19 protein-coding genes are annotated in these 23820 nt (G+C 52.1%); 12 read left to right on the plus strand and 7 right to left on the minus strand.

Features of this window, described 5'->3' with window-relative positions:
* Nucleotides 1-11: 11 nt before the first annotated feature.
* Nucleotides 12-1190 (plus strand): amidohydrolase family protein, encoded by a 1179-nt coding sequence (locus tag DRJ53_RS10745; RefSeq protein ID WP_114235637.1) that lies wholly within the window; start codon nt 12-14, stop codon nt 1188-1190.
* A gap of 10 nt (nt 1191-1200) precedes the next feature.
* On the opposite strand, the gene DRJ53_RS10750 is transcribed toward DRJ53_RS10745, so the two are convergent.
* A complete protein-coding gene (locus DRJ53_RS10750) occupies nt 1201-1953 on the minus strand; it encodes a biotin--[acetyl-CoA-carboxylase] ligase (protein ID WP_114235638.1) in 753 nt (250 codons plus the stop codon).
* Nucleotides 1954-2049: 96 nt separating this feature from the next.
* Between DRJ53_RS10750 and rsfS the strand changes: the two genes are divergently transcribed.
* The 5 genes from rsfS (at nt 2050) to DRJ53_RS10775 (ending at nt 6974) form a co-directional block, all read left to right on the plus strand.
* Nucleotides 2050-2457 carry a ribosome silencing factor gene (gene rsfS, locus DRJ53_RS10755; protein ID WP_114235639.1) on the plus strand — a complete coding sequence of 136 codons (408 nt, stop codon included), beginning with the start codon at nt 2050-2052 and terminating at the stop codon, nt 2455-2457.
* Between the two features lie 80 nt (nt 2458-2537).
* Complete coding sequence (ftsH, locus tag DRJ53_RS10760; protein WP_114235640.1) at nt 2538-4595, plus strand: ATP-dependent zinc metalloprotease FtsH; 2058 nt, start codon at nt 2538-2540, stop codon at nt 4593-4595.
* 13 nt (nt 4596-4608) lie between these two features.
* Complete coding sequence (locus DRJ53_RS10765; RefSeq protein ID WP_114235641.1) at nt 4609-5232, plus strand: LutC/YkgG family protein; 624 nt, start codon at nt 4609-4611, stop codon at nt 5230-5232.
* Between the two features lie 141 nt (nt 5233-5373).
* Nucleotides 5374-6168 (plus strand): UDP-2,3-diacylglucosamine diphosphatase, encoded by a 795-nt coding sequence (locus DRJ53_RS10770; RefSeq protein WP_241558520.1) that lies wholly within the window; start codon nt 5374-5376, stop codon nt 6166-6168.
* Complete coding sequence (locus tag DRJ53_RS10775) at nt 6162-6974, plus strand: hypothetical protein (protein ID WP_114235642.1); 813 nt, start codon at nt 6162-6164, stop codon at nt 6972-6974. Before DRJ53_RS10770 ends, DRJ53_RS10775 begins: the two co-directional genes overlap by 7 nt.
* Here DRJ53_RS10775 and DRJ53_RS10780 read toward each other — a convergent pair.
* The 5 genes from DRJ53_RS10780 to DRJ53_RS10800 all read right to left on the minus strand — a co-directional run bounded on the left by DRJ53_RS10780 (nt 6971) and on the right by DRJ53_RS10800 (nt 9702).
* Nucleotides 6971-7489 (minus strand): thioredoxin family protein, encoded by a 519-nt coding sequence (locus tag DRJ53_RS10780; protein WP_114235643.1) that lies wholly within the window; start codon nt 7487-7489, stop codon nt 6971-6973. The genes DRJ53_RS10775 and DRJ53_RS10780 overlap by 4 nt on opposite strands.
* A 141-nt stretch (nt 7490-7630) precedes the next feature.
* On the minus strand, nt 7631-8128 hold the full coding sequence (locus tag DRJ53_RS10785; protein WP_114235644.1) for a MerR family transcriptional regulator: 498 nt from the start codon (nt 8126-8128) through the stop codon (nt 7631-7633).
* Nucleotides 8129-8208: 80 nt separating this feature from the next.
* Complete coding sequence (locus DRJ53_RS10790) at nt 8209-8427, minus strand: hypothetical protein (RefSeq protein WP_114235645.1); 219 nt, start codon at nt 8425-8427, stop codon at nt 8209-8211.
* A gap of 42 nt (nt 8428-8469) precedes the next feature.
* Complete coding sequence (locus DRJ53_RS10795) at nt 8470-8688, minus strand: hypothetical protein (RefSeq protein ID WP_114235646.1); 219 nt, start codon at nt 8686-8688, stop codon at nt 8470-8472.
* 42 nt (nt 8689-8730) lie between these two features.
* Nucleotides 8731-9702, minus strand: coding sequence for a M23 family metallopeptidase (locus tag DRJ53_RS10800; protein WP_114235647.1), 972 nt, complete (start codon nt 9700-9702; stop codon nt 8731-8733).
* A 209-nt stretch (nt 9703-9911) separates the two neighbouring features.
* Between DRJ53_RS10800 and alaS the strand changes: the two genes are divergently transcribed.
* The 4 genes from alaS (at nt 9912) to DRJ53_RS10820 (ending at nt 17005) form a co-directional block, all read left to right on the plus strand.
* Nucleotides 9912-12578 carry an alanine--tRNA ligase gene (alaS, locus tag DRJ53_RS10805; RefSeq protein ID WP_114235648.1) on the plus strand — a complete coding sequence of 889 codons (2667 nt, stop codon included), beginning with the start codon at nt 9912-9914 and terminating at the stop codon, nt 12576-12578.
* 426 nt (nt 12579-13004) lie between these two features.
* Complete coding sequence (locus tag DRJ53_RS10810) at nt 13005-14084, plus strand: PDZ domain-containing protein (protein ID WP_114235649.1); 1080 nt, start codon at nt 13005-13007, stop codon at nt 14082-14084.
* Nucleotides 14085-14219: 135 nt separating this feature from the next.
* Nucleotides 14220-15668 carry an Asp-tRNA(Asn)/Glu-tRNA(Gln) amidotransferase subunit GatB gene (gene gatB, locus DRJ53_RS10815; RefSeq protein WP_114235650.1) on the plus strand — a complete coding sequence of 483 codons (1449 nt, stop codon included), beginning with the start codon at nt 14220-14222 and terminating at the stop codon, nt 15666-15668.
* A 173-nt stretch (nt 15669-15841) separates the two neighbouring features.
* Complete coding sequence (locus DRJ53_RS10820) at nt 15842-17005, plus strand: TlpA disulfide reductase family protein (RefSeq protein ID WP_114235651.1); 1164 nt, start codon at nt 15842-15844, stop codon at nt 17003-17005.
* Nucleotides 17006-17141: 136 nt separating this feature from the next.
* Here the strand turns inward: DRJ53_RS10820 and recO are convergent, their stop codons facing one another.
* On the minus strand, nt 17142-17879 hold the full coding sequence (gene recO, locus DRJ53_RS10825) for a DNA repair protein RecO (RefSeq protein ID WP_114235652.1): 738 nt from the start codon (nt 17877-17879) through the stop codon (nt 17142-17144).
* A 240-nt stretch (nt 17880-18119) separates the two neighbouring features.
* Here recO and DRJ53_RS10830 point away from each other — a divergent pair, with 240 nt between their 5' ends.
* Both DRJ53_RS10830 and DRJ53_RS10835 read left to right on the plus strand, forming a co-directional pair.
* Nucleotides 18120-20441, plus strand: coding sequence for an efflux RND transporter permease subunit (locus tag DRJ53_RS10830; protein ID WP_114235653.1), 2322 nt, complete (start codon nt 18120-18122; stop codon nt 20439-20441).
* Nucleotides 20442-20675: 234 nt separating this feature from the next.
* Nucleotides 20676-23804: a SusC/RagA family TonB-linked outer membrane protein gene (locus tag DRJ53_RS10835; protein ID WP_114235654.1), complete on the plus strand. Its 3129-nt coding sequence runs from the start codon at nt 20676-20678 to the stop codon at nt 23802-23804.
* The last annotated feature ends 16 nt before the right edge of the window (nt 23805-23820 follow it).

Raw genomic sequence — 23820 nt, forward strand, 5'->3', positions numbered from 1 at the left:
TTTTAGCCCGCATGGAGCGGCAAAAGTTCAGTGCAGACCTTGTTTTTGACGGCAGTAGGTTTTTGGAAAAAGGCACCGTGGTGGTTGTAGGCGGTGCCGGAACCATTGAAGCACTGGTGCCAGCAGCCGATGCTGGCGGCGATGTTCAGCACCTGCAGGGCATTTTGCTTCCGGGCCTCATCAATGCACATTGCCACCTGGAATTGAGCCATTTTAAAGGCATCATCCCGCCCGGCGGCGGCTTGGTTAAGTTCCTGCTTTCGGTGGTAGGAAAAAGAAAAGAGCCTTGGGGTGAGCAGTTGAAAAGGGATCAGATTGCGAATGCTGCCGCCGAAATGAAAGCCGCCGGGATTGTAGGCATTGGTGACATCTGTAACACAGCCGACGCCATTGAAACAAAGCGGGCTTCGGGCCTGCGCTGGCACAACCTGGTAGAGGTGCTCAATTTTACCGATGAAACCCTTGCGCCCCGCATGGCGCACAACCAGCAAGTGCTCGATGACCATTTGGCCGCAGGCCTTACCAGCAGCACCCTTACGCCACATGCGCCGTACAGTGTAACCGCCGCCACGTTTGACGCCATCAACAAAGCCACCGCGGGTAACATTATATCGGTGCATAACCAGGAAACGCCTGCAGAAGATGCGCTGTTTGTAACGGGGAAAAGCGATTTTGACCAGTTGTATGCACTCACCGGCACAGCGCCGCTCGGTCCAGCGGGGCGGAGCAGTTTGCAAACATGGCTGCCCCATTTTACCGAAGGGCAAACCATCATTTTGGTGCACAATACTTATACAAGCCCCGAAGATGTTGCCTTTGCACAGGCACATGCCACCCGGCATGGGCTGCGGGTTCATTTTTGTTTATGTCCCAATGCCAACCGCTATATTGAAGACAGCCTGCCGCCTGCAACGATGTTTTTGGAAAAAGGCGCCAGCCTGCTGCTGGGCACCGACAGCTACAGCAGCAACTGGCAACTGAGCATTGCTGCCGAAATAAAAACGCTGGCCGATCATTTTCCCGAAGTACCTCTGGAGATTTGGCTGGCAGCAGCCACCGACAACGGCGCCGCTGCTTTCGACTGGACCGACTTAGGACGGCTGGAAGCGGGCCTGCGGCCGGGGCTTACCCTTTTGCACACCAACGAAGGCGGTAGCATTACCGGCACATCCAGCAGGATGGATTTTTAGTAAAACCCGGTTACTCCAGCACCCACTCCAGTTCGCCAATACCAAAGCGTTCGTCCAGCGGCGATTGTACCACCAGTTCGCCGGTAGGCGTTACGTCGGCAACGGTGCCTGTAAAGCTGCGGCTGCCCTGCCGGAAATGCACGGGCTGGTTGAGTTTGTACAGCGCCGCTCGGTATTGCTGGCGTACTTCCTGCTCGTTGCGCACCAGCAGTTCCATAGAGCGTTGCACGTAGCCAACTAGTTCCTGCGCCATAGCCACAGGGTCAAAGGTTTTGCCGGTGATCTGTTTTAAGGAAACAGCTTTTTTATTGAGCTTTTTAAAATCGGTTTGGTTGATGTTGAGGCCAATGCCAATTACCGACCATTGCCAGGCAGTGCCCTGCATGCTGTTTTCAATGAGGATGCCGCCTGCCTTTCTGTCACGCCAATACAGGTCGTTGGGCCACTTGATGCTGACCTCGGAAAGGGCATAATGGTTAAAGAATTGGTAAACGCCCAGGATAACTGCCATGCTCAGGCTAAACTGCTGCGACGGCGCCAGCTCGTATGGCGATACGATAATGCTCATCAGGATGTTCTCGCCGGGCGCCGAATTCCAGGTTTTCTGGCGCTGGCCTTTGCCCTTGGTTTGCTCGTGTGCAAACACACAGGTACCATGCTGTGCCACCCGGTCATGCACCAGGGCCATGGCATAGTTGTTGGTACTTTCAACCGAATTAAGTTCTATAAAAGGCGAGCCGATGGGTTTTGCGATGGTGGACAATTGCGCTAAATTTGGGCAAAAGTAAACAACACGCCAAAAACCGGGCTTACCTTAACCTGTGCAACACCCATTTTTTTACTAAAACTTATTGATTATTTGGAACCATTAGATGTTTTAGCCAACCGCAAACGCAGCACCGTTACCCGGTTGACCCGTAACTCGAAAATCCTCAAAACCATTCTCAAAGCCATCAGCGATAAAAAAGGCGAGCATGTGGTATCGCTTGACCTGCGCAAAATAAACGAAGCCGTTGCCGACTTCTTTATTATTTGCGAAGCTACAAGTGCGCCGCAGGTACGGGCCATTGCCGATCATGTGGAGGAAGAGGTAAAAGCAAAATGCGGCGACAGCCCCTACCATCAGGAGGGCCGCCAGAACATGCAGTGGGTGCTGCTCGACTATGTGGATGTGGTGGTGCACATCATGCTTCCCGAAACCCGTAAGTTTTATAAACTGGAAGAAATGTGGAGCGATGCCGCTGCACAGGAGCACAACCAGGAGTAGCCGCAATTGTTAATTGTACGGGAGGCCTCCTCCTGTTTCGCTTACATTTGCGTTTTCGCCATCATTTTTAAGAAAGGAAAATGTCACAGGAACCATATAAAGACAACAACAAGCCCCGTTTACCTAAATTCTCCAACCGGTCGTCCGACGAAGACAACAACCCTCGTCGCGGGCCGCGTTTCAGCATTTACTGGGTATACGCCATCATTTTTGCCATACTGATCGGCTTTCAGGTATTTGGCCCCTTTTCCACTCCGGCAAAAGAACTGAGCCGCGATGAATTTGAAAGCATGCTGCGCCAGGGCGAGGTGGACAAATACGTAATTGTGCCCAACCGCAGCCTTGTTCGGGTAACGCTTGATAAAGAGGCGCTGCCTAAATATGCCAACAAACTGGGCAAAACCGCAGCCACCAACGAAGCCGGCCCGCACTACTTTTTCAAGATCGTTTCCGGCGATTCGTTTAAAGACGATATGCGCAAGTTTTACACCGACAACCCAACGGTGCAAAGCAAGGAAAGCGTGGAAATGGAACGCGACTGGTTTAGCCCCATCATTACTACCCTTTTACCCATCCTCATTTTTATTGCCATCTGGATTTTGCTGATGCGCAAAATGGGCGGTGGCGCCGGTGCCGGCGGCGGCCCGGGCGGTATTTTCAATATTGGTAAATCAAAAGCCACCCTGTTCGACAAAGGCACCCGTGTAAACATCACTTTCTCTGATGTTGCCGGCCTGGACGAAGCCAAGGTGGAAGTAATGGAGATCGTTGACTTTTTAAGAAATCCCAAAAAATATACGGCGCTGGGCGGTAAAATTCCCAAAGGCGCACTGCTGGTGGGCCCTCCGGGCACCGGTAAAACCCTGTTGGCCAAAGCTATGGCCGGCGAAGCGCAGGTACCTTTCTTTTCCATGTCGGGTTCCGATTTCGTGGAAATGTTTGTAGGCGTGGGTGCCAGCCGGGTTCGCGACCTGTTTAAGCAGGCCCGCGAAAAATCGCCCTGTATCATTTTTATCGATGAGATCGACGCCATTGGCCGTGCCCGTGGCAAAAACATGATGATGAGCAACGACGAGCGGGAAAGCACCCTCAACCAGTTGCTGGTGGAAATGGACGGCTTTAGCGGTGAAAGCGGCATTATTGTCCTGGCAGCCACCAACCGTCCCGATGTGCTGGATGCGGCCCTGCTGCGCCCCGGCCGTTTCGACCGCCAAATCACCATCGACAAACCCGATCTGAAAGGTCGCGAAGCGATCTTCAAAGTGCACCTCAAAGGCATTAAAGTTTCTGAAACCCTCAACATCCATAAAATTGCCGAACAAACACCGGGCTTTGCCGGTGCGGACATTGCCAACGTTTGTAACGAAGCGGCCCTGATTGCTGCCCGAAAAAACAAGCAGGGCGTGGACATGGAAGACTTCCAAGACGCAGTGGACCGGGTAATTGGCGGTTTGGAAAAAAAGAACAAGATCATTTCGCCCGACGAGAAAAAGATCATTGCTTACCACGAGGCTGGCCACGCCATTTGCGGCTGGTACCTCGAGCATGCTTACCCGCTGCTGAAAGTAACCATCGTGCCCCGCGGCACCGCAGCCTTGGGTTATGCACAATACACACCTAAAGAGCAGTACCTGTACAATACCGACCAGCTGATGGACCAAATCTGCATGACGCTGGGTGGCCGCGCCTCGGAAGAGATTTTCTTTGGTAAAATTTCCACCGGCGCTCAAAACGACCTGCAGCAGATTACTCGCATCGGCTACGCCATGGTAACGGTGTACGGCATGAGCGATAAAGTGGGCAATATTTCCTTTTATGATCCACAGCAGGACCAATCGTTTACCAAGCCTTATTCGGAAGAAACTTCGAAGCTGATTGACGAGGAAGTTCGGGCCGTAATTGACAGTGCATACGAACGCACCAAGCAATTGCTGCAAAGCAAAAAAGCCGACGTAGAAAAGCTGGCCGAGGCCCTGCTGGATAAAGAAGTGCTGTTCCAAAGCGATGTGGAAGCCCTCATCGGGCCGCGTCCTTTCCAGGACAAGCACCTGCTGGATGTGGAACCCGGCGAAAAGCATCCCGACGGTGGCATTTCGGAAGGCGTTCCGCCCTACAACCCTAATGTGTTGAATCAGTAATCCGTTCCGGAATATGAAGGAGACTTCAGCTAGAAAGAACATTTTGGATAAAATAAAGGCGGCGTTGGCAAAACCAACGCCTTTGCCTTTTAAAGAGCAGGTAGATAAACCCTTGTTTCCTGCACCGCCCGAAGACCCAACCGTGCTTTTTGCGGAGCAGTTTACCGGCCTGGGCGGCAAGTTTAGCTTTTGCCTCAGCGATGCCGAGTTTGCCAGCAGCTTTGTGCAGTTGTGTGCCGCCAACAAGTGGGAAAAGGTGTATTGTGCCGAGCCCGCTTTAATGGCCCTGTTCCCGGCCATGCAGTGGCACCCCCACGTGGCTAGCTGCGATGTATCGCTCACCAGTTGCGAACGCCTGGTGGCCCGCACCGGCAGCATGCTGCTTAGTTCGGCAGCGGGGCGTGTGGCCAGTGTGTATGCACCGGTGCATGTGTGTGCTGCCCGCACCTCGCAAATGGTGTACGAAATAAGCGATGCGCTGGATGTAACGCAGGGTAAATACGGCCAAAACCTGCCTTCGCTCATTACACTGGCTACCGGCCCCAGCCGCACAGCCGATATCGAAAAAACGCTGGTGGTGGGCGTGCACGGTCCGAAGGAAGTGTATTGCTTTTTGATCGACGACGAAGGACTATAACCTATTCAAATATCGATGGCCTGTTTCCCCGTTTACTTGAATAGGGGAGCAGGCCATTTTTGTAAACACCATCAACAAGGCGGCCGGCAGCCCGGCTTTTCGGGTAAATAAACATTCCTGCCTATTTTCGGCCTTTGGTACATGAGCATGCATATTTCTCCCGGCAAAAAAATATACTTCTTATCCGATTTTCACCTGGGCGCCCCCAACGCCGAACAAAGCCTGCAGCGCGAAAAGTTGTTGGTGCGTTTCCTGAACGAAATTGAACCCACTGCCGCCTCCATTTTTATCGTAGGCGATATGTTCGATTTTTGGTATGAATACACCAAGGTGGTGCCCCGCGGCTACACCCGCATTTTGGGCAAACTGGCGCAGCTTACCGACAGCGGCATTCCCATTCATTTTTTTGTGGGCAACCACGATATGTGGATGAACAACTACCTGCAACAGGAACTGAACATCCCGGTTTATTTTGAGCCCAAGGCATTTGAGCTGGGTGGTAAAAAGTTTTGGATCGGGCATGGGGATGGCCTGGGCCCCGGCGACGGTGGATACAAAGCGTTGAAAAAAGTATTTCGCAACCCTGTTTGCCAAACACTGTTTGGCATGATTCCGCCGGCCATTGGCATTGGCGTAGCCGATTATTTTAGCCGCAAAAGCCGCGCAAAAGGCGGCGGTAAAGAAGAAGTATGGCTGGGCGAAGAGCGGGAATGGCTGATCACTTACTGCAAGGAGCTGATGGCTTCAGGAAAAAACTTCGACTTTTTTGTGTTTGGGCATAGACACCTGCCCATCGATTTTCGTCTGAATAGTACAAGCCGATACATTAACCTCGGCGACTGGATTCGTTACTTCACTTACGCCACTTTTGATGGGGCGGATGTGTCGGTTCAATCTTATACCGGTATGGAACATAAAATAGTACGCAATTGGTAAGGGTTTTTTTCACTATTGGCCTGCTGCTAGCGCTACAGGCAGCGGCTGCGCAAAGCGGCAGCGGGCTGCGCCTGTTGCGCAGCTACCCAGCCCCGGTAGCAGATGCCACGTTGGATAACCTGGGCAATTTGTACCTAGTATCGGAAAATGGGCAGGTAAAAAAATACGGCCCCGGAGGCGATTCTATTTCGGTGTACAACAGTGTGCAGCGCAACGGCAAATTGCAAACACTCGATGTTTCGAACCCATTGCGGCCACTACTTTTTTACCGCGATTATGGCCAGGTGGTGCTGCTCGACCGCCTGCTTGCCGTGCAGGCTACATTGGACCTGCGCCGCCAGGGCATTACGCAGCCGCTGGCTGCTGCCATGAGTTTTGACAATAAAGTGTGGGTGTTTGACGGCGTTACCAACCAGCTGAAAAAGCTGGATGACGCGGGGAAGGTTTTGCTGGAAACCCCCGACCTGCGGCAGGTGTTTGCCGGCGGCGTGCAGCCGCAGCAGATCATCGACCACAACGGCTGGGTGTACCTCGCCGATTCAGCGCAGGGCCTGTTTGCCTTTGACTATTTTGGATCGTTCAAGCGGAAGATACCGGTGGCCGGCTGGCGCCACCTGCAGGTAACCGATAGTGTGGTACTGGGCATTTCGGAAGGCGGCTTCCATACATACAACCTGGCTACGCTGATGCAAGCCACGCAGCCGTTGCCCCCAATTTTGCAAGATTGTGCGCCCATCCGTTGGAGCGAAAAGGGCTGGCTGGCCATCTGTGGCGGCGTGGTAAAACTGTTTAGCGCCACTCCTTAAAGCTTGCCGGCCAGTATTTCGCCAATTTCTTTATCAAACATGCCATAGCGGCCATATTCCACCACGCGGCCCATTTCCTTGCCGCCTTTCAGCACAATAATAGTGGGCACCAGGTCTACGTTGAAAATGGTAGTGAGGTTGTATTGGCTTTTTTTCGATTCATCTACGCCAACAGTGGTAATATGATCTTTTTGCACGCCGGCGGCGTTGGCGAAGGCAAAGAATTTAGGCAAAATAAACTGCGTATCGTGGCACCAGGTGCCGGCAAATACAAGGAAATGCACAGAGTCTTTCTGTGTCGTCAGCGCCTTCAACGCTGCCGATTGTGGCGTGTAGCCTTTTTGGTTGGCCGCAAACCAGTTGAATGCCGTATCGCTGGTCAGTACTTCCGGGGTTAAAAAACCTTTGATGATTTTCTGTCCTTCCGTGCTGCGGCCAATTTCGGATTGGGCAAAAAGGGTGGTGGAGCAAAGAACCAAAGCAGTAGCCAGCAGGTGTTTTACAGAAGTGCGCATGACTCAAATATAAAACAGTTGAGCATTTTGGTAGACAATGGCACGTTAAAGAAGATTTACGATTTTAGATTAACGATTTACGATTGAAGTAGAAGAAGTCTTTGTGCTATAAATCCGAAATCCGAAATCGTCAATCCGACATCACAAATGCGCCTTCACCTCCAACAAAAACTGCCGCAGCTTTTGCAGCGATTGTATCATGTGAAATTGTTCTTCGGCCTGGGCGCCCCGCTTCAGGTATTCGCGGGCCCCTTCCAGCGTGTATTTGCGGCGGCGGATAAGGTCGTGAATGAGCACCAGCGTTTTTACATCTTCGGGGCGGAACAGGCGGTCGCCTTTACCGTTTTTGCGCGGCTTGAGTTGCGGAAACTCATTTTCCCAATAACGGATCTGCGAAATGGGCACGCCAAACATGGCCGCTACCTCCGAAATACCCCAATACTGTTTTTGAAACAAAATGGTGTCTTCCGGCACCAGCACTTTGTCGGGGCCTGCTTCGGTAGGCTTTAACGGCTTGCGGCCGCGGGTTCTTTTGGTCGGCTCTGGCGCAGGCAGGGGCGCCCCCGAAAGAAACTCTTTGGGCTGCTGTGGCTCCTCGTTGGAGAAGTCGAATAAAATTTGCGAAAGCGGGCCGGCCATGGAGGCAAAAGTAATCAGTTATGAGTCTCCAGTTCAAAGTCGATTTTCCCAGCGACAAACTAAAAACTACCAACAACAAACTACTGTTTCCCCGTGGTGTCGCTCATTTTTTCCACGTTCATGGCCGATGTGTCGGTGCTGATCACGTTTTGATTGGAAACACCGCTGGGATGCTGGGTTTCTTCATCAATAGCTCCGGGGCTGGTGCCCAAAGTATCGGTGCTGGTAGTGCCGTTGCTGCTGTCGCCGCAGCTCATCAGGGTAAATACAATTCCGGTGAGTAGTAGTGCCTTTTTCATGCGGGCACAAATGCAATTAATGCACCAAAAGGTTTTGGTTTTTTATTGAAACGGGTTGCGGTTCGCGTCGGATTGCTTTTTATAACGCAGCAACAGCACAACAAACAGCACCGTAAGTATGGCCACCAGCGCCACCGACCAGTACAGTCGGAAATCATCATTTTGCCGGTAGGCTTTTACTGCATCAATGGTTTTATACACAATAAACGCGGCGTACAGTAGCAGGATAAAAACGCGGTTGTTCTTGCTGGGTTGGCTCATGGAAAATAAAATTCTGTCGAATGGCAGTAATAAAAAGCGCCGTTAATCAAAACTCTGGTTCGATGCCTTTGCCCGTTTCAGCAGCTCGTTGAACTGCTCGGGGCCCAGGTCGTTGTAAAAAAAGTAAACCGGGTCCAGCTTGTTGCCGTTTTTATGCACCTCGTAATGCAGGTGCGGGCCGGTGCTTTTGCCGGTGGAGCCCACGTAACCAATCAACTCGCCGCGTTTTACCTGCTGGCCCGCCCGTGCTTTGATGCGCACCATATGGCCATACAGCGTTTCGTAGCCATAGCCGTGGTTGATCACCACGTGGTTGCCATAGCCGCCATCCGAAAAGCCGGCAATTTTTACCCGCCCATTGGCCGTGGCATAGATAGGCGTGCCCTGCGGCGCCGAAAAATCGAGTCCGGCGTGCATTTTTATGGTTTTGTAAATGGGATCGATGCGGAAACCAAAACCCGATGCAATGCGGTTCAGGTCCTGGTTGCTTACGGGTTGAATGGCCGGCGTGGCGGCAATCAGTTTTTCTTTGTTCAGCAACAGGTTATCCAGCTCCTTGTACGATTTGTCCTGCGCCAGAATCCGGTTGCTCAGCACCTGCAGGTCTTTACGGATGGAGCGCACCAGTTCCATTTCCTGCATGCCTTCAACCATAGCCACCTGCTTTTGTTTTTCCAAAGCTTCGGCGCGGGCACTGTCGGGTATGGGTTCGGCTTCAAAAATGGAGCGGTACACGCTGTTGTCGCGGCGTTCCAGTTCCACCATTTGCTGCTGCAGCCCGTTTACGGTGCGCCGCAGATCCTGGTAGCTTATTTTCAGACGTTCGTTTTCGGCGCGGAGTAGTTTTTCGCTGGGCGAGCCCACAAATTGGAAAGCGAAATAAGAAACGATCACCGCCGTAACCAGTGCGGCGGCCAGGAAGCCAAAGATCCGCAGCAGTTTTACCCGCAGGGGCGTGATCAGCTTTTCGTAGCGCAGCGTATGGGTGTTGTAGTAATACTTGATTTTCTTCATCGGCGTAAATGGATTTACGATCTACGATCTACGATTAACGATGGTTTTCTCCCGGTGGTATGCATTCGTAATTCGTAAATCGTACATCCAAAATTCCCCAGTCGTTACCTTTGCTGCCCCGCTGTGGCGGGAATGGACAAATATAGGGGTGGATACCGCCCCAAAATGCAACAACCCGCACCGGTGGCGGCGCACACAAAATTAGCGTTATGACCCAAAACGATATTTCCAGCAGCAACCTGGAAGGCAGTAATCATTCGGCAGCCGATATCCGTGCCGCCTTTCTCCAGTTCTTTCGTTCCAAGCAGCACCAGATTGTGCCTTCGGCGCCAATTGTGGTAAAAAACGACCCGACGCTGATGTTTACCAACGCCGGTATGAACCAGTTCAAGGATTATTTCCTGGGCAACAAACCGGCGCCATCGCCCCGCATCGCCGATACGCAAAAATGCCTGCGGGTTAGTGGCAAGCACAACGACCTGGAAGAAGTGGGCGTGGACCATTACCACCACACCATGTTTGAAATGCTGGGCAACTGGAGCTTTGGCGATTATTTTAAAGAAGAAGCCATTGCCTGGAGCTGGGAACTGCTTACCTCGGTGCTCAAAATTCCGGTGGACCGCCTGTATGTAACCATTTTCGAAGGCGATGAAAAAGAAGGCCTGCCCCGCGATGAAGAGGCTTATACATCGTGGAAAAAATGGATTGCCGAAGACCGCATTTTGCTGGGCAATAAAAAAGATAATTTCTGGGAAATGGGCGACACCGGCCCTTGCGGACCCTGCACTGAAATACATGTGGACACCCGCCCCAACGTGGAGCGCCTGAGCGTAGATGGCAAAACGCTGGTGAACAACGACCACCCGGAAGTGATCGAGATCTGGAACAACGTATTCATTCAGTTTAACCGCCTCAAAGACGGATCGCTACAGCCGCTGCCGCAAAAACACGTGGATACCGGCATGGGTTTCGAACGGCTGGTGCGGGTGCTGCAGGGCAAGGCTTCCAACTACGATACCGATGTGTTCAGTGGCCTGATCGATAGCATTTCGAAAACCACCGGCACACCGTACACCGGCTCGCAAAGCAAGGCCGATATTGCCATCCGCGTTAATGCCGATCATATCCGCGCCATCACTTTTACCATTGCCGACGGCCAGTTGCCCGCCAACACCGGCGCCGGCTATGTTATTCGCCGCATTTTGCGCCGGGCGGTGCGTTACTATTATTCTTATCTCAACTACCAGCAGCCCTTGTTGCACCAGTTGGTGCCGGTATTGGCAGCACAGCTAAAAGATGTGTTTCCCGAACTTGCCCAGCAGGAAGCTTTTGTGGCCCGGGTAATCCGCGAGGAAGAAGAAGCTTTTCTCCGCACTTTGGAAAAAGGCCTGCGCCGCATCGAAGACATCATTGCCCTGAGCGGCGGCCTGGTTGGTGGTAAAGAAACGTTTGAACTCTACGATACTTACGGCTTCCCCGTCGATCTTACCCGGCTCATTGCCTCCGAGCGGGGCCTGACGGTGGATGAGCCCGGTTTTGAGCGGGAAATGCAGCAGCAAAAAGACCGAAGCCGCGCAGCTTCGGCCACCGATGCTGGCGACTGGGTAGTGCTGCAGGAGGGCGGGCTGCCCGAATTTGTCGGCTATAATTTGCTGGAAGCATCTGCCAACGTGCTGCGCTACCGCAAGGTAAAAGCCAAGGGCAAAGAGGCTTTCCAGGTGGTGCTCGACCGCACACCGTTTTATGCCGAAAGCGGCGGACAGGTGGGCGATACGGGCAAGCTGGTTGCCGGCAGCCAGGAATTAAAAGTTATTGATACCAAACGCGAAGGCGACCTGATTGTACATTTCGTGGACCGCATTCCGGAAGGGTTTGCCGGTGGCGAAGTACGTGCCGAAGTGGATGTGGCCAAACGCAAGGCTACGGCATTGCACCACAGCGCTACACACCTGCTGCATGCGGCGCTGCGCAAAGTGCTGGGCAGCCATGTGGCGCAAAAAGGCTCCCTGGTAGCTGCCGATTACCTGCGGTTCGACTTTTCGCATTTTAGTAAAATGACGGCGGAAGAGGCAGCGCAGGTAGAGGTGTTGGTAAATGCAAAGATCCGCGAAAACATACCCGTTGCCATCCGGCAAATGCCCAAAGATGAAGCCCTGAAACTGGGCGCCATGGCGCTTTTTGGCGAAAAATACGGCGACACCGTTCGGGTAGTAACCATGGACCCCGAATATTCTGTGGAACTGTGCGGCGGTACGCATGTGGGCGCCACCGGCGAACTGGGCTTTTTCAAAATTACTTCGGAAGCGGCCGTGGCTGCAGGCGTACGCCGCATAGAAGCCTTGTGTGGCGCTGCTGCCGAAAACTTTATCAACGAGCAGTTGGTGCAACTGGCTGCCGCAAAAGAAGCCCTGAACAATCCAAAGGACATTTTAAAATCCATAGCCTCGCTGAAAGAAGAATCGGCGGTGCTGAAAAAGAAAATCGAGTTAGCTGAAAATGAGCAGCTGATTCAATTGCGCAACGAACTGAAAAGCCAGGCGCAGCCGATGGGCGATGCCCAGTTTATTGGTGCCGTGGTATCGGTGGGTTCGGCCGATGCGCTGAAAAAGCTGGCTTTTGAACTGAAAGCTGCGGTGCCCAATCCGCTGGTGGTGCTTGCCGCTGACATAGCCGGCAAAGCGCAAGTGGTTATTTTGCTGGATGAGGCACAGGTAGCGGCTAAAAACCTGGATGCCGGTGCCCTGATCAAACAAACGGTGGCGCCGCTTATTAAAGGCGGTGGCGGCGGGCAAAAAAGCCTGGCGACAGCCGGCGGGCAAAACGTGGCGCAACTGGCCGATGTAATTGAAGCAGTGCGTTCGCAGATTGCCGGATAGGTTTTAAAATACAAATTTCAATAATCGTAGGCTTCTCTTCACAGGGAAGCCTGCTGCTTGCTCCTTTGTGTTTGTTGTAGGCTTTGCCTTTGTCATCCTGAGCGCAGCGAAGGATCTGAACTTCGTATAAACAGCCGTCTGTCTATGAGGCTGATTCTGCCATTTGGCCACTTCACTGAATGTGCAGGCTCAGATCCTTCGCTGCGCTCAGGATGACAAACACAAAAACCGAACTGCTGCAAAAGCGGAACAGCAAGCATGCCCTTCCAACATTTTCCCATTCCCACCGCCCTTTTCTCACCCTCCATCCGTCCGCATTCCCACACATCCCGGACCGCCTATTTTAACATTTGCGAAAAGCTTCGTATTTTGGAAAACCTCATTATATTTGAACTACGAAATTTAACGTAGATAAAATATCAACTTATGAAACGTGTTTTTAACCCATACCTATTTATTGCCGGTATGCTGGTGCTGTCCGTGCCCACAGCGGCTTTGGCCCAGAATGACAATGACCTGGTGAAGCGCGAAAAAGAACTGGCCAACAAAGAAAAAGAGTTGGCTAAAAAAGAAAAGGCGCTGGCCCGTAAGGAAGGCGAACAGATCATTATTACCCGCACCGGCGACCGCAACGAAAAAACCGTGATCGAGATCAACGGAGAGGCAATTACGGTAAATGGTAAAAACGTGAAGGAACTGAAAGGGGCTGTGTCGGTGCAGCGCCACCGCCTCCGCGATGTGGATGCGCTGGTAATGGCCCCGGGACAGCCGCCTATGCCGCCCCGTGCCGGCAACAACTTCAACTTCCGCATGAATGAAGATGCATTTACCTTTTTCTCAGAAGACTCCACCCGCGCCATGCTGGGTGTAATGACATCCGAAGATGAAAAGGGTGCGCTGGTTACCAGCGTGAACTTGGGCAGTGGTGCCGAAAAGGCCGGCCTGAAAGCAGGCGATGTAATTACCCGCATTGGCGATGCCAAAATTGATGATGCCAGCGACGTAACCACCGAGGTACGCAAACGCAAACCCGGCGATAAAGTTGCCATTACTTACCTGCGCGATGGCAAAGAGCAAAAAACCACTGCCGAACTAAGCCAGTGGAAAGGCCTGCGCATCAATGCCAACGGCGACAATTTCAGGGTGATGGTGCCCGGTCGTGTAGCGCCTTTTGGCCCCAACGAGTCGTTTGATTTTCGCGATTTCAACCTGTCGGTTGCCGGTGGGCGTCCACGCCTGGGCATTTCCATCCAAGACACTGAAAATGGAAAAGGCGTAGCCGTAAAAGAAGTAGAAGAAGATGGCGCTGCCGCAAAAGCCGGCGTTAAAGAAGGCGACATCATCACCCATTTCAACGATGTAGCTGTAAACGATGTAACCGAAATGCGCCGCGAACTGGCCAAGAACCGCGAGAACGCATCGAACAAAATAAAGATGCTGCGCAATGGCAAAGAGCAGACCGTGGAAATAAAAACACCCAAAAAACTGAAAACAGCCGACCTGTAACAAGCTTGAGTTGGATATATAAAAACCCGCAGCAGTGATGCCGCGGGTTTTTTGTTGGTGCAATGTGCTGTTCGCTGCCAGCGCCAGTTTTGCTAAAACCGGTGCCGGCCTTCAATTTCTCTATCTTTGCCGCCCATGAGTGCGGATAAAAATTATGAAATGGTGGTGGGCCTTGAAGTACACGCCCAACTGACCACACAAAGCAAGCTTTTTTGTGCCGACAGCACCTTGTTTGGCGAAGCGCCCAACACGCAGGTTAGCGTTGTATCGCTGGCGCACCCCGGCACGCTGCCGGTAATGAACCGCGAAGCCATACAGCTGGCCATTAAACTGGGATTGGCACTCAATTGCACCATTGTGCGGCACAACTATTTTGCCCGAAAAAATTATTTTTATCCCGACCTGCCCAAAGGCTACCAGATTTCGCAGCACACCGCACCCATTTGCCAGGGCGGCCATCTCGATGTGGAAGTGGGCGGAGCGGTGAAAACCATCCGGCTCAACCGCATTCATATGGAGGAAGACGCCGGTAAAAGTGTGCACGATGCTTCTGAAAACTATACCGGGCTGGATTTTAACCGTGCCGGCATCCCGCTGCTCGAGATTGTAACAGAGCCCGATATCCGCAGCAGTGCCGAGGCGTATGCGTATGTATCCGAGTTGCGCAGCCTGCTGCGCTACCTCAATGTATGCGATGGCAATATGGAGCAGGGGCGCCTGCGCTGCGACGTGAATATTTCGGTGCGCAAATGGGGCGAACAGGAACTGGGCACCAAGGTGGAAATCAAAAACCTCAACTCGGTGCGCTTTATTCGCAAAGCCATTGAAGTGGAACGAGAACGCTTGATTGCGCTGATTGAAAGCGGCGGCACCGTGCTGCAGCAAACCCGTGGCTACGACGAAGTAACCAACACCACATACGCTATCCGCACCAAGGAAGATGCCGACGATTACCGCTATTTTGCCGACCCTGATCTGCCGCCTTTTTCTATTACCGATGAAATGATCGACAGCATCAGGCTAACGATGCCGCCCAGCCGAAAACAGCGGGTTGAAGCCCTGATGTCGGAGTTTAGTTTGCCCGAATACGATGCAAAAGCGCTGGCTGCCGACACCGGCCTGGAAGGACTTTTCCGCGCCGCCTGTGCACACACCACCCACGCAAAAGCGGTGGCCAATTGGGTGCTAAACCCCATTCGCAACCGGATGACGGAGCAGGAATTATCATCGGATGATTTACAAATAGAACCCACATCGATGGCTGCGCTGGTCAATGCCATTGAGGCAAAAAAGACCACCCACGGCATGGCGGTACAACAAGTGCTGCCGGCCTTATTTGAGCAGGGTGCGCTGGATGTGGACCAGTTTTTAGCGGCCAATAATTTATTGCTTACGGAAAATAAGGGCGAAGTGGAAGAGTGGGTGCAGGCCGTGCTGGACAAGCATCCGCAGAAAGTGGCCGAGTTTCGCAAAGGCAAGAAAGGCCTCATCGGATTTTTTGTGGGCGAAGCCATGCGCATGGCCCGCGGCAAAGCCGATGCACAACTGATCACTGAAAAATTTACCGAAAAACTAAAGGCTTAATTTCTGGTAAAGACCCGTTAATTCGGGCTTTTGCCAAAGCCATATTTTAACCGCTTGCTGTAGTTTGCAGCAGTTTTAAACCACGGAGATACGGCGAACACAGAGGAGCACGGTTTTACTTCGTGGTGCTTTGTGCCTTTGTGTCTCCGTGGTTCAATTCCAAAAATCGATTCATGAAAAAAATCTTTGTTCCTGCTTTTATCCTGTTGCTGGCCGGTTGTAAAGAGTCGGGCCAGGGCAGTTTTACCGTTTCGGGTACCATAAAAAACACCAGTGCCAAAACAGTGTACCTCGAAGAAACGCCGCTGAACAACGGTGCACCGGTGCTCGTTGATTCGGCTACGGTGGATAAGGACGGCAAATACGAACTGAGCGCCTTGTCGAAAGGCGAATCGGTGTACAACCTGCGCCTCAACAACCAGGAGTACCCTGTGGCTACCGTTATCAACGATGAGTCGGACATTACCATCAACATCGATCCTACTTCAAAAGATGTATATACAGTAAAAGGCTCCGACGCCAGCGAGGCATTGCGCAGCTACTTTTTTACCTCCGGCGAAAAACTGGGTGCCTTGTTCAACGAAGGCCGCTCCATCGACAGCATGCAGCAAACCGGCAGTTCCGATTCGCTGGTAAACCTGCGCCTGGCGCAACGCAGCCTCAAGATCACGGACCTGAAAAACTATACCGCCGATTTTATCGGCAAAAGCAAAAGCCCCTCGCTGACGGTGTTCGCGCTGGGATCGTACCAAAGCATGTCGCAAAACCCGGCGCTGGGCGTGGAGCCTTTTTCGCCGGACGAAATAAAAGCCATGATTGGCAAGGCTTCGGCTGCGCATCCAAAGCACGAAGCTTTGGCGCAGATCAACAAAAGCCTGCAACAGCCCGCTGGCACACCGCAGGCAGGCGCTGCATCGCTGCTCAACAAACCCGCGCCTGATTTTACCCTGCCCGGTTTGAACGGCCAGCCCGTTTCGCTTTCTTCTTTTAAAGGCAAATGGGTGCTGGTCGATTTCTGGGCCAGCTGGTGCCGCCCCTGCCGCATGGAAAACCCCAACGTGGTAAAGGCATTTCATGCATTTAAAAACAAAAACTTTACGGTGCTAGGCGTATCGCTTGACCGGCCCGGACAAAAAGACCAGTGGGAAGAAGCTATTAAAGCCGACGGCCTTGCTTGGACACACGCCAGCGACCTGAAATTTTGGGAAAGCGCCGTGGTGCCGATGTACAACATTGAAGGCATTCCGTACAATGTGCTGGTAAACCCAGAAGGCGTGGTGGTTGCCGAAAACCTGCGCGGCGAAGACCTGTCGAAGAAATTGGCAGAAGTGCTTTAAAAGAATATCGAACCGACGAACAAGGAACAGATGAATGTCGAAGTCAGATAAGAATGTTTATTGATGTTCAATATACATTGGCTGATCAACTTCTTCGGTTCGATGTTCCTTGTTCGTCTGTTCGATATTTTGTTTTTTACCCCATCATCTCCCTTAGCACCGGTAGCGATTTAAGGGCGCCAAACTCCGGCAGGTGCAGCACATAATATTGCTCGTAGGCCTGCAGCAGGCGCCGCCTGAATTCCTGGTTCAGGTGCAGGTCTTCCAGCTCGGAGGGGTGCTGTGCTTTTAAAATATGCGAGGTTACTTCCGCTTCGCGGTCGTGCAGGTAAAACTGGTGGCGCGGTTGTACCGGCACAAACACGCCTTCCTGCAGGTCGAGGTAAGAATTTTCTTCCGAATATTCATCGCCAATGCGGAAGCCAAAGAAATAAGCCAGGTGCAGGGCATAAAACAGCGGAAAATTGGCCGTAGCCTGCGGTGATGCTTCATCGAGGTGCAGCAGCACATCTTCCACAAAATAAAACAGGTCGGGGTTGGCCTCCGGTTCCTTCACGCATTTGCTCAGCAGCTCGATCATAAAAGCCGCCACCGCGTTTTTGATCACATCCGAAAGAATGGCGTTGTACAACACCGCCCACTTAAACTCGCGGATGCGCTGCAGGTTGTTGAAATCGTTGTGGTATACCACCAGCTCGAGCAGGGATGCGGGCTGAAAAAAGGCCGCTTTGGCGCTACCACGGCGGTTGGCGGTGCGTACGCCATTTACCAGGTACGATTGCAGCCCAAACAGTTCGGTGTATATGTTTACCACCAAACTGGTTTCGCCAAACTTCACGGAGCGCAGTACAATGCCTTTTGTTTTTGCAATCAAAACCGCGGATTTGTGTGGTGTAGAAAGATTAAAGTGATTTTTTCAAAAAAGGGATCGAACCAATGTTCTCCCAATTGCTCCAATTGATGACAGCTTAACTGGCATTGTACAAAAATAGCGAGCCACTACTCATACGCCGATAAATCGCGGTGCATTTAAAGCGATGCGCCAGCTCCAAAAAATCATTTTAAACCATACAAATCTGCGGTTCCTATTTTTGCCCACCTAATTCCTTTTTCTATGTGGCAAGCTTTAGGCGGCTGGGTGTTGCGCAATCGAATGATTTTGCTGGCAATTTTGTTGGTGCTTACCGGTCTTATGGGCTGGCAGGCCAGCAAAGTAAAACTCAGCTACGAGTTTGCTAAAGCCATTCCAACCGATAACCCCAAATACCAAACCTACCAGCAGTTCAAGCAGCGCTTTGGCGAGGATGGCAACATGCTGGTGATTGGCATAGAAACCGACCGGTTTTTTACCGAAAAAGTATTCAACGATTACCGCCTGCTGCAGCAAAAAATAAAAGCGGTAAAAGGGGTAGAAGATATCCTGTCGGTGCCCGGCGCTGTTAACTTGGTAAAAAACTGGGAAACCGAAAAGCTGCAGGCCGCGGCCATTTTCCCCGAAGGCACGCTAACGCAAGCTGAAATTGACAGTACCCGTGATGTGTTTTTAAACCTGCCTTTTTACCAGGGCCTGCTCTATAACCCCGACTCTAAGGCTTACCTGATGGGGGTGCGCATCAACCGCCAGTTGCTGGCCTCTAAAGCCCGCTCCGAAATTGTAAACGCTATTACCAAAGAAGCCGAAGCATTTGGCAGCAAACAGAACATGGAAGTGCACCTGAGCGGCCTGCCGCTGATCCGCACCGTGCTGGCCGACCGCATTTCGGCCGAAATGAAATGGTTTACGTTTGGCTCCATTGCGCTGTCGGCCATTATTCTCTTTTTGTTTTTCCGGTCGTTCAGTGCCATGCTGCTTTCGCTGGCGGTGGTGGTCATTGGCGTTATCTGGAGCTTTGGCACCCTCGAGCTGATGGGCTACCGCATTACGCTGTTAACAGCGCTGATTGCCCCGCTGGTGGTGGTCATCGGCATACCCAACTGCATTTATTTTCTAAATAAATACCACACGGCTTACCGAAGTACCGGCAACCGCGAAAAAGCCATTGTGCAGATGATTGCAAAAATGGGCGTGGTTACCCTGTTTTGCAATATTGCCGCGGCCATTGGCTTTGCGGTGTTTGCCCTTACCGAAAGCGCCATCCTGAAAGAGTTTGGTGCCGTGGCCGGCATCAACATCATGATGCTGTTCTTTATCTCGCTCATCCTGATTCCGGCAGTGCTGAGCCTGATGCAGCCACCCAAAGAACAGCATGTGCGCTACCTTGATAACCGTGGCCTGCAGCGCTGGCTGGACCGGCTGGAGCGCTGGTCGCTCAACCACCGCAAATTGATTTATGCCGCTACGGCCGTGTTGCTGGTGGCTGCTGTTATGGGCATTTTCCGGTTAAAAAGCGTGGGATACATTGTAGATGACCTGCCCGCTACCGACCGCTTGGTTACTGACCTGAAGTTTTTTGAAACACATTTCCGCGGCGTGATGCCGTTGGAAATAACCATCGATACAAAAGAAAAAAACGGCATCCGCAAAGGCATGCTGCGCACCGTTAATGGTATTGATTCGCTAACGCAGTTTTTGGCAGCCAAGCCATATATCGGTAAACCCATTTCTTTTGTAGAAGGATTGAAGTTTGTAAAACAGGCCTTTTTTGAAGGTGACAGCGTCAACTACTCGGTACCCTCTGAGTACGACCTGCCTGCTTTGCAGCCTTACTTGTCCATGAAGGGTGGAAGCGATGCGCAGGGAGCATCGCTGGGCAAACTGGTGGCTTCGTTTATGGACAGTACCCGGCAGGTGGCCCGTATTTCGGTAAACATGCAGGATGTGGGCAGTGCACAACTGCCGCTGATCCTCGACAGTATTGAACAGCGCACTTCCCAGCTCTTCGATTCTTCGCGGTATAAAGTGTCCCTCACCGGCACTTCGGTTACATTTTTGGAAGGCACCACTTTTATCATCGAAGGACTGAAGGAAAGCATTTTCTGGGCGTTTTTGCTCATTGCGCTTTGTATGTTGTACCTGTTCCGTTCGGGGCGCATTTTACTGTGTTCACTCATACCCAACCTGGTGCCATTGGTGATTACCGCTGGTGTTATGGGCTGGGTCGGCGTGCCGCTGAAACCTTCCACGGTACTTATTTTCAGCGTGGCGCTGGGCATTGCCATCGATATTACCATTCGTTTCCTGGTCAATTATAAACAAGACCTGCAAGCCGGAAAATCACCCAAAGAAACCGTGGTGCAAACCATTCACTCCACGGGCCTGAGCATTATTTACACTTCCATCGTGCTGGTGGCGGGTTTTGTGATTTTTTGCTTCAGCGGGTTTGGCGGTACGCAGGCGTTGGGTTGGCTCACCTCGCTAACGCTGGTAGTGGCCACTATTACCAACCTTGTGTTGCTGCCGGCGCTTCTTATTAGTTTTTCAAAAAATAAAAAATAATTAACATTTTGATGGAAAATGTGTTGTTGAGTTGTAAATTGGTCATCTGATCGCTGCCCCGTGTACTCCTTCTGTTTCCGGATCAAAAGCAGCAAGTTGATGTGCGTTCTGCCACCAACTTGCATGCCCAACGGTTTATTCGTGCATAGGGTATTGCGCCTGTGTTTATCATCCGGATGCAGCAGTTGTACCATGGCAGATGTCAATTAGGTGTAACTAAACAATTGAATGCACATGAGAAAACTGCTATTTATGCTGGTGGCATTGCTATGCCATTCCCTCCTGCTTTTAGCGCAGACCCGCACCGTCTCTGGTACGGTTACCGATGACCGGGGCAACCCGCTTCCCAATGTTTCAGTTCAGGTTCGTGGCTCCAATCAGGGTACCGTTTCGGGCCCCGATGGCACATTTACACTCAGTGTACCGGCCAATGCCCGGATACTTGTGTTTTCCTCGGTAGGCCGCACCGCGCAGGAACTGACCATTGGCACCAACACTTCGTTCAATGTTAGCTTGCAACCTGCCGACCGCAGCCTCGACGAGGTGGTAGTGGTGGGGTACGGTACCCAACGCCGGCGTGATGTTACCGGCAACATTGCTACCATCAAAGGCGGTGAAATTGCCAACAAGCCGGTACAAAGCTTTGAGCAGGCACTGGGTGGCCGCGCAGCCGGTGTGCAAATCACCATTCCAAGTGGTGTGCTGAACCAGCCCCCGGTAATCCGGGTACGTGGTACCAACTCTATTTCACTGTCGTCTTACCCGCTGGTAGTAATTGACGGTGTGCCCACATTTACCGGCGACGTAAGCGCCACCAACGCTGCCAGCAACGTGTTGGCCAGCATCAACCCCAACGACATTGAAAGCATCGACATTGCAAAAGACGCTGCCGCTACCGCCATTTATGGTAGCCGTGCTGCCAACGGTGTAGTGTTTGTAACTACTAAAAAAGGCAAATCGGGCCGTGCCCGTGTAACGCTGGATAGCTGGGTTGGTTTCAGCAACGTGCAGCGCCTGCCCGAGTTGCTCGATGCATTCCAATACACAGATTATAAAAACGAAGCCCTGCGCAATGCAGGTACGTTTAGCGCTACCAACCAGTTCAGGCTCACCAACGGCCCCGATGGACAGCCCATTAACACCAACTGGTACGATTACGTATACCGCCAGGGTGTGCAGCACAGCAACACGCTGAGCGTTTCCGGTGCCAGCGATGCTACCTCTTATTATTTCTCGGGTGGTTTTACCAACCAGCAGGGTATTATCAAGCGCAACGACTTCAAGCGCCTGAGCCTGTTGGCCAACCTCGACCACCGTGTAGGTAAAGTATTGAGTGTGGGTGGTAAAGTGCAGTACTCCAATGAAGATAACCTGGCCGCTACCAGCTCGGGTGCATTGGGCGATGCATTTTCTACTGCAGGCCTGGGCCGTGTGCCCCTGGTAACTGCGCCGAACATTTCGCCATACAACAACGATGGTTCTTACAACTACTCCGGCGCCCTCATTGGTGTGATGAACAACCTGCAAGGCCAGGTGGGTTTCAACAACCCGGTAATCCAGTTGGATCAAAACCGCAGTAACGCGGTGAACCAGCGCATTTTGACCAATGCTTATGTACAATTAAAGCCGTTTGAGTGGATGACCCTGCGTTCGGCTTATGGCATTGACAACATCTGGACCGACAACGAAATTTACTGGAGCCCTATTTCCGGTGAAGGTTTTGCATCCAATGGCTTAGCCCTGAGCCAGCTGGGTAAAAACAAAAGCACTGTTTGGACGAACACTGCCGAATTCCGGAACACTTTTGCAGAAAAACACTACGCAAGCTTGTTGCTGGGTGTGGAAGAGCAAAAAACCGATGGTTCGGGCTATGGCCTGCAGCGCACCAGCGTAAACGACCCTGCTTTTACCAACATCCAGGGTGGCTGGTCTACTCCTAACAATGCCGGTTTGTTTATTGGCGAAAGCTACCTCTACTCTGAGTTTGCTCGTGCTCAATACACGTACAACAACAAATACTTCCTTTCTGGAAACCTCCGCCGCGATGGTGCTTCGCAACTGGGTGCCAACAGCAAATATGGTACCTTCTGGGGTGCATCATTGGGTTGGGAAATTACCCGTGAGAATTTCTGGCAGGGTGCCGGCCTCGACCGCATTTTCAGCAGCTTCAGGCTGCGCGGTAGCTATGGCAAAGTGGGCAACATTGGTGGCTTGGGCAACTTTGCTTCCCTGTCTACTTTTGGTTCCGGTTTGTATGGCGGCAATGGTACCGTGGCCTTTAACCAGGCTGGTAACGACGACCTGACCTGGGAAACCAGCAAAAAGCTGGATATCGGGGTGAACTTTGGTTTCCTGAACGACCGCATTACCGGTGAGGTTACCTACTACCGCAACAACATCGATGGCCTGCTGCTGTTTGTGCCGCAGCCGCCTTCTGCCGGTTTGCCTACCAACATTCCACAGAACATTGGTGCCATGTACAACAAAGGTGTTGAGATTGACCTGGGTGCACAGGTAATCAACCGCGAAAAGTTTTCCTGGAATACCAACTTCAATATTTCCTTTAATAAAAACGAAGTAACTGCACTGGCACCGGGCATCACCAACGTAATTGGTACCACCGGCGGTTTGGAAAGCCCCAGCATCACCGTTGTGGGTGAGCCTATTGCTTCCCTGTTTGTAACCCGCACCAATGGTGTGGATCCCGCCACTGGCCGCCGGATCTTTATCAACAAAGCCGGCCGCGAAGTGTACTTCCAGCACATCGCACCTGCTGGTCAACCACGTTGGGCTTATGCCGATGGTTCGGTTGCCCCTGCAGTAAGCTCGGCCGATGCCGTAGTGCACAGCAACACGCAGCCTAAGTTTTACGGTGGATTCGACAACACTTTCCGCTATGGAAACTTTGAGCTCAGTACCTTGTTTACCTTCCAGGGCGGCAACTACATTTATTTTGGTACCAATGCCGGTCTGCGCGACCAGCGTTTCTGGAACAACTCAACCGACGTATTGAGAAGGTGGCAAAAAGCCGGTGACCAAACCGACGTTCCGAAAGCCATTTTTGGCGATAACATTTCCAATGGTTCTTCGTTCCCGCTTGACATGAATGTGTTCAAAGGCGACTTCATCAAACTACGCACCCTGACGCTGGCCTACAGCCTGCCCAGCAGCCTGGTGAGCAAAGCCCGCCTGAGCAGTCTGCGTTTTTATGTGAATGGCAATAACCTGCTGATCTTCACCGATTACCCCGGTCCTGATCCCGAGGTTTCAAGTAATGGTAACGGCACTACCAACTTTGGTATCGACCGTAACACCGTTGCCAACCAGCGCACCATCACATTTGGCTTGAACGTAGGTTTATAATTAAAGAACCCTAAAG

The organism is Paracnuella aquatica, from assembly GCF_003332885.2.
Classification (GTDB): domain Bacteria; phylum Bacteroidota; class Bacteroidia; order Chitinophagales; family Chitinophagaceae; genus Flavisolibacter; species Flavisolibacter aquaticus.

Excerpts from the sequence above, each read along its gene's own strand:
- DRJ53_RS10745 (WP_114235637.1), top strand. The coding sequence starts at position 12 with ATGGAGCGGCAAAAGTTCAGTGCAGACCTTGTTTTTGACGGCAGTAGG.
- ftsH (WP_114235640.1), top strand. The coding sequence starts at position 2,538 with ATGTCACAGGAACCATATAAAGACAACAACAAGCCCCGTTTACCTAAA.
- DRJ53_RS10765 (WP_114235641.1), top strand. The coding sequence starts at position 4,609 with ATGAAGGAGACTTCAGCTAGAAAGAACATTTTGGATAAAATAAAGGCG.
- DRJ53_RS10770 (WP_241558520.1), top strand. The coding sequence starts at position 5,374 with ATGAGCATGCATATTTCTCCCGGCAAAAAAATATACTTCTTATCCGAT.
- DRJ53_RS10780 (WP_114235643.1), bottom strand. The coding sequence starts at position 7,489 with ATGCGCACTTCTGTAAAACACCTGCTGGCTACTGCTTTGGTTCTTTGC.
- DRJ53_RS10785 (WP_114235644.1), bottom strand. The coding sequence starts at position 8,128 with ATGGCCGGCCCGCTTTCGCAAATTTTATTCGACTTCTCCAACGAGGAG.
- DRJ53_RS10790 (WP_114235645.1), bottom strand. The coding sequence starts at position 8,427 with ATGAAAAAGGCACTACTACTCACCGGAATTGTATTTACCCTGATGAGC.
- DRJ53_RS10795 (WP_114235646.1), bottom strand. The coding sequence starts at position 8,688 with ATGAGCCAACCCAGCAAGAACAACCGCGTTTTTATCCTGCTACTGTAC.
- DRJ53_RS10800 (WP_114235647.1), bottom strand. The coding sequence starts at position 9,702 with ATGAAGAAAATCAAGTATTACTACAACACCCATACGCTGCGCTACGAA.
- alaS (WP_114235648.1), top strand. The coding sequence starts at position 9,912 with ATGACCCAAAACGATATTTCCAGCAGCAACCTGGAAGGCAGTAATCAT.
- DRJ53_RS10810 (WP_114235649.1), top strand. The coding sequence starts at position 13,005 with ATGAAACGTGTTTTTAACCCATACCTATTTATTGCCGGTATGCTGGTG.
- gatB (WP_114235650.1), top strand. The coding sequence starts at position 14,220 with ATGAGTGCGGATAAAAATTATGAAATGGTGGTGGGCCTTGAAGTACAC.
- DRJ53_RS10820 (WP_114235651.1), top strand. The coding sequence starts at position 15,842 with ATGAAAAAAATCTTTGTTCCTGCTTTTATCCTGTTGCTGGCCGGTTGT.
- DRJ53_RS10830 (WP_114235653.1), top strand. The coding sequence starts at position 18,120 with ATGTGGCAAGCTTTAGGCGGCTGGGTGTTGCGCAATCGAATGATTTTG.
- DRJ53_RS10835 (WP_114235654.1), top strand. The coding sequence starts at position 20,676 with ATGAGAAAACTGCTATTTATGCTGGTGGCATTGCTATGCCATTCCCTC.